Origin of the sequence: Paraburkholderia humisilvae, from assembly GCF_902859855.1 — a bacterium.
In the GTDB taxonomy this organism is placed as follows: domain Bacteria; phylum Pseudomonadota; class Gammaproteobacteria; order Burkholderiales; family Burkholderiaceae; genus Paraburkholderia; species Paraburkholderia humisilvae.
Genome location: NZ_CADIKH010000169.1, coordinates 1 through 5,525, shown reverse-complemented (window position 1 = coordinate 5,525; position 5,525 = coordinate 1). Strand labels below are relative to the sequence as shown.

Sequence of the window (5,525 nt, the reverse complement as noted above, 5' to 3'; positions counted from 1 at the left end):
CCACCTGCTTCGCCCCATCTGCGCACATACCTCAGCACACAACTGAGAACCGGGCTGCATCATGCACTCACGCGAATGTCGTTTCAACCATGGCCAGCGCGAGGTGCTTACGTTGCTGACCACGCCGCGCGAGAATGTTAGCTGATGTCATGAGCGTCCGAACCTCGTACGCGGGACGTACCGACCGATAGCCGCCGTCTGCCGGAACGCCGCTGGGGGTGCTGCCGGCGCTGGGCGGCAACGTGTCCGGCTCGCCAGAGCTGTAGCCGTACATCGGCGAGCCATCTCCGTAGCCAAAACCATAGCCGGACCCGCGTAGCCAGTCGCCGTTCTTCCGCATCTGGCTGTCGAAGGCGCGCAGATCGCTTAGACACTTCTGCGCTGGCTTCATAGCCGGCGTTGCGCTCGCGGCGCCGGATGGGTGTTGCATTGTGTTGGTGTCAAGCGACTGTGCTGCGAGCAGGGGAACGGAAAAAACCATGCACATGCAGGCTGTTAGCGATGCGGCGAAAGCCGCACGACACGTGAGTGTCGATTCCTTGTTGCGTTTCATGATGCTGACTCCTTGCTGCGTCTAGACATGGATCGTTAGGAGTGCCTGTATCACGATCGCGGAAATCAACGAAAAAGCGAGGACTTTCTGCTCAAGCGCCCTTTCTTCTTTCGGTTGTCAGGGCGACGGTGACGGTCTATCGGGACGGTCACTGTTGACAGGGTTCAGGCGTACCAACGGGGTGGAATATAACCTTCTCACATACGACGTGGATGGTCTGTACGTTAGCGTTCAGTGGTCTGTCTCCATCACGCCAGGGACTGAGCCGTCAATTGATTGGTCGTACACCCTCTCGCGCGCGGGATGATACCAGCCTGTTTGCATGAGACTTCGTGACGAAGCGAAAGGAAAGCACGCGTGAGGCGGCCGGTACGGCACCGTACTGACTTGCGTGTCAGTTGCAAGTAGCGTTATCGAATTACATGGAAGATTGTTCTAACGTGAGTGGCGTCGGTGCCCCTGGTCGCGACGAAATTACGCGAACAGTCAGATACGGATGAACTGATGCGTGCCGTGCGTCTGCTTTTATTGTCCGATCCTGTAATTGCGGCTGCATGTTCGTGGGCGGTGATGGCGGGAAACGGAGAAGGAGTTCAGAAATGTTGAGAACCATAGAAAGTCTTTACGGGTCCCCGGTAGCCGCACGTGATGGTGAGATCGGAGCAGTCGACCAGGCTTATTTCGATGACGAAGCGTGGGGTGTGCGCTACCTTGTGGTCAAAACGGGGGGATGGCTCAATAAAGGGGAGGTACTGGTCTCACCGTATTCATTCAAACACCCGGTTGCGGGCTCAGGCACCGTCGAGGTTGACCTGACCCAGCAACAGGTCAGGGACAGCCCGAATATAGACACGGATAAGCCGGTGTCGCGCCAGCATGAAACTGAATATCTCGGTTACTACGGCTATCCGGCTTACTGGGGCGGTGCATACCTTTGGGGGGTGGGTGCCTATCCTGCGTTCGGATCGATGGTGTCGGCACCGGGCATCGCATCGGAAGCGCGCACGCGACGTGATCGTGAGGCAGACAATCCACCTGCGGACACCCATCTGCGCAGTACAAAGGCAGTCAAGGGCTATCACATCGAGGCAGCTGACGGCAGCATCGGCCATGTCTCCGGCTTCATCTTCGACGACGTAGAGTGGGTCATCCGTTACCTGATAGTCGATACACGAAACTGGTGGCCTGGTGGCAAGGAGGTCTTGCTGGCGACGCAATGGATAGGCCTTGTTGACTGGATCGGATCCACCATTTCTACCGGACTTACCCGCGACGCCATCAAAAACAGCCCATCGTACGACGAATCCGTTCCGCTCAGCCGAAGCGATGAAACGACGCTTTATCAATACTATGGCAGGGACGGATATTGGTCCACGGACGAGGGTATCGAAAGCAGGAGTCATCGCATTCGCAAGGCGGTGGCTGACGATCGCGTGAGGATCTTCACGTAATTCAGGAGCGCATAGCGATCGCGAGGAGAAGCGGTAATGACCTTAGGTGTTCATTCGGAAGTGGGCAAACTCCGCGCGGTGATGGTGTGCCGCCCGGGTCTGGCGCATCGACGGCTCACGCCCGCCAATCGGGAGGCGTTGCTGTTCGACGATGTCATCTGGGTTGATCGGGCGATTGAGGATCACGCGTACTTCACGGATGCAATGCGCGAAAGGGGGACCGAAGTACTGGAATTCTCCGATCTGCTCACACAAGTGTGCAAAGATCCTGTCGCGCGCGACTGGATCCTCGACCGACGCATTGTGGAGGAGGAAGTCGGTACCGGCATGTTGCGTGATTTGCGCTTGTGGCTGGCGGAGATGCCGGCGCAGCAGCTCGCCGAGGTGCTCGTCGGCGGTATCGCGAAGGCGGAGTTGCCATTCGACGCCCGTGGGTTGTTCGGCGGGTATCTTGAGAATTCCGACTTTGTGATTAAGCCACTCGTCAATCTGATCTTCCAGCGTGATCCCAGCGCGTGGATCTATGGCGGCGTCACGCTGAACCCGATGTTCTGGTCTCCGCGACGGAAGGAAACCTTGCTGCTCGGCGCAGTGTACCGCTTCCATCCCCGTTTTTCGGCCGTGCTCAAAACATGGTGGGGAGACCCGGATCGACACTATGGTGCCGAAACGCTCGAGGGCGGCGACGTCATGCCGATCGGACAAGGTGTGGTGCTGATCGGCATGGGGGAGCGTTCGAGCCCGCAGGCCGTCACGCAGGTAGCGCGTGCCCTCTTTGCCGGCAACGGAGCAACGCGGGTGATTGCCTGCCAGTTCCCGAAAGCGAGATCGTCGATGCATCTGGATACCGTCTTCTCGTTTCTCGACGTTGATTTTGTCAGCATCTATCCAGAGGTTACTGAACGGATTCGCTGTACCAGTCTGTATCCCGGCGACGTCGCGGATGCAATTCGTTATGAACGTCACGACAACTCCTTGCTCGCGGTGGTGGCGAGCGCACTCGGCATCCATTCACTGCGGGTGTTGACCACTGGCGGCGACGCGTACGAGACGGAACGGGAGCAATGGGACGATGGCAACAACGTGTTGGCGCTCGATCGGCGTGTCGTCCTTGCGTATGACCGAAATACTTACACCAACCGGAAGATGCGGGAGGCAGGGATCGACGTGATCGAGATTCCTGGGAGCGAACTCGGGCGAGGCCGGGGCGGCACGCACTGTCTGAGTTGTCCGATCGAGCGTGACTCCATCGACCTGTAAGTCGCGGCCAAAGGGCCTACCACCGAGGTTCATCATGTTCAATGTACACAATCGAAGTTACTTGACGCTGATCGAATACACCGCCCGCGAGATTCACTATCTGCTGGACTTGTCGCGAGATCTGAAGCGGGCGAAGTACGCTGGAACTGAAATTCCGCGCCTCACCGGAAAGAATATCGCGCTGATTTTCGAAAAGACCTCGACGCGCACTCGCTGCGCCTTCGAAGTGGCAGCCCACGACCAGGGCGCCCATGTGACATATCTCGATTCGAGTGGCTCGCAGATTGGCCACAAGGAATCGATCAAGGACACCGCACGCGTGCTGGGCCGCATGTTTGACGCAATCGAATACCGGGGCTTTGGTCAGGAAGTTGTCGCGGAACTCGCCCACTATGCGGGCGTGCCGGTCTATAACGGCCTGACGGACGAATTTCACCCGACGCAGATGCTGGCCGATGTCATGACAATGCGCGAGCTCAGCGACAAGCCGCTGCATTCCATTGCGTACACCTATGTTGGCGATGCCCACAACAATACCGGCAACTCGCTGATGATCACAGGCGCAAAGCTGGGGATGGACGTCCGGCTGTGCGCGCCTCGCCGTCTGTGGCCGCACGATGAGCTTGTCGCGCAATGCCGCACGATTGCCGCCACGACAGGCGCGCGTCTGACCTTGACGGACCAGCCATCCGAAGCGGTGAAGGGCACCGACTTCATTTATACCGACGTCTGGGTATCGATGGGCGAACCGTTCGAGAAATGGGGCGAGCGTATCAAGGAGCTGTTGCCTTACCAGGTTAACGCCGCGTTGCTGAAGGCCAGCGGAAATCCGCGCGTGAAGTTCATGCACTGTCTGCCGGCGTTTCATGATACGCAGACCGAACTCGGCAAGAAGATCGCGGATCAGTATGACCTTGCGGGTGGGGTCGAGGTAACGGACGAAGTCTTCGAGTCCGACGCGTCAATCGTATTCGAGCAGGCTGAAAACCGGCTGCATACGATCAAGGCAATTCTTGTCGCAACGCTTGCCGGATAGGGGAGGTTACGATGCGCATCGTTGTGGCTCTGGGGGGAAACGCACTGCTTAGACGCGGTGAGCGAGTGAGCGCCGACGCCCAACGCAACAATATTCGGCTTGCCGCTCTACAACTGTCGAAGGCGGCGGCCGGAGGTAGTCTCGTGATTGTCCATGGTAATGGGCCACAGGTCGGTCTGCTTGCGTCGCAAGGTATGACTGTGCCTGAGCCACAGCGCTTCCCACTCGACGTGCTTGATGCGGAAACCGAGGGAATGATCGGTTATATGATCGAACTGGAACTGGGCAACCGGCTTCCGGGTCACCGCGCATGCGCTACCTTGCTGACGATGGTGGAGGTGAGCCCGACTGACCCCGCGTTTGCCCAGCCGGACAAGCCGATCGGCGCCGCTTTCACAGAGGCGGATGCGGCTCTCGCGAAGCGTGACAAAGGCTGGGCGATGGCGCTGGACGGCACGGCGTACCGGCGTGTGGTCGCCAGTCCAAAGCCGGTTCGTATCCTCGAGATTCAAGCCGTGCGCTGGCTTCTCGCCCACGGAGCTATCGTCATCTGCGCAGGGGGCGGCGGTATTCCGGTGGTCGCCGAACAGAATCGAAGCTATCGGGGCGTGGAGGCAGTGATCGACAAGGATCGCACCGCCGCGCTGATTGCCCGCGAACTCGAGGCCGATCTGCTCGTGATCGCTACCGATGTTGCCGGAGTGTTCCTCGATTGGGGTAAGCCGTCAGCGCGTCCCATCCGCAGCGTGAATCCAGACTCACTGGAAAGGTTGGGGTTTGCGGCGGGATCGATGGCGCCGAAGGTTGAGGCGGCTTGTGATTTCGCCAGACGTACGGGTCACCGCGCGGTCATCGGAGCGCTGGTCGACATTGAGCAGATGATCGCAGGTACCGCCGGAACTTCGATCCGGTGCGGAGACGCCGAATTGTCGGTGGGTGATATGTTGACGACACCCCGGCAGCAGATCGACCGGACGTTTGCTCCCGGTGAATGACGTCCACACCCACGACGCGAAGCTGACGACGCCGTCAGTTCCGGTTAGCGTTGATGGTGCCTACACTTGCCCGATGCACCCGCAGGTCCGTAAGGAGGGGCCGGGCAATTGCCCTATCTGTAAGCACCTCGCGCTGGCCATGGTTGAAACGACATTCGCGTGAGTGCATGATGCAGCCCGGTTCTCAGTTGTGTGCTGAGGTATGTGCGCAGATGGGGCGAAGCAGGTGG

The 5,525-nt window shown here is 59.0% G+C and carries 6 protein-coding genes; 5 read left to right on the top strand and 1 reads right to left on the bottom strand.

All coding sequences use genetic code 11. From position 1 onward, the window contains the following. Positions 1-67: 67 nt before the first annotated feature. A complete protein-coding gene (locus HV796_RS40010; protein WP_175233254.1) occupies positions 68-553 on the bottom strand; it encodes a hypothetical protein in 486 nt (161 codons plus the stop codon). Positions 554-1,152: 599 nt separating this feature from the next. Between HV796_RS40010 and HV796_RS40005 the strand changes: the two genes are divergently transcribed. Genes HV796_RS40005 through HV796_RS46220 form a run of 5 tightly spaced genes read left to right on the top strand, consistent with a single transcriptional unit; the run spans position 1,153 to position 5,458 of the window. After that, on the top strand, positions 1,153-2,004 hold the full coding sequence (locus HV796_RS40005) for a PRC-barrel domain-containing protein (protein ID WP_175233253.1): 852 nt from the start codon (positions 1,153-1,155) through the stop codon (positions 2,002-2,004). A gap of 36 nt (positions 2,005-2,040) precedes the next feature. After that, positions 2,041-3,264, top strand: coding sequence for an arginine deiminase (locus HV796_RS40000; protein WP_175233252.1), 1,224 nt, complete (start codon positions 2,041-2,043; stop codon positions 3,262-3,264). 31 nt (positions 3,265-3,295) lie between these two features. Then, positions 3,296-4,300, top strand: coding sequence for an ornithine carbamoyltransferase (locus tag HV796_RS39995; RefSeq protein WP_175233255.1), 1,005 nt, complete (start codon positions 3,296-3,298; stop codon positions 4,298-4,300). An 11-nt stretch (positions 4,301-4,311) separates the two neighbouring features. Further along, complete coding sequence (locus HV796_RS39990) at positions 4,312-5,295, top strand: carbamate kinase (protein WP_175233251.1); 984 nt, start codon at positions 4,312-4,314, stop codon at positions 5,293-5,295. Continuing rightward, complete coding sequence (locus tag HV796_RS46220; RefSeq protein ID WP_377694256.1) at positions 5,288-5,458, top strand: heavy metal-binding domain-containing protein; 171 nt, start codon at positions 5,288-5,290, stop codon at positions 5,456-5,458. Before HV796_RS39990 ends, HV796_RS46220 begins: the two co-directional genes overlap by 8 nt. The last annotated feature ends 67 nt before the right edge of the window (positions 5,459-5,525 follow it).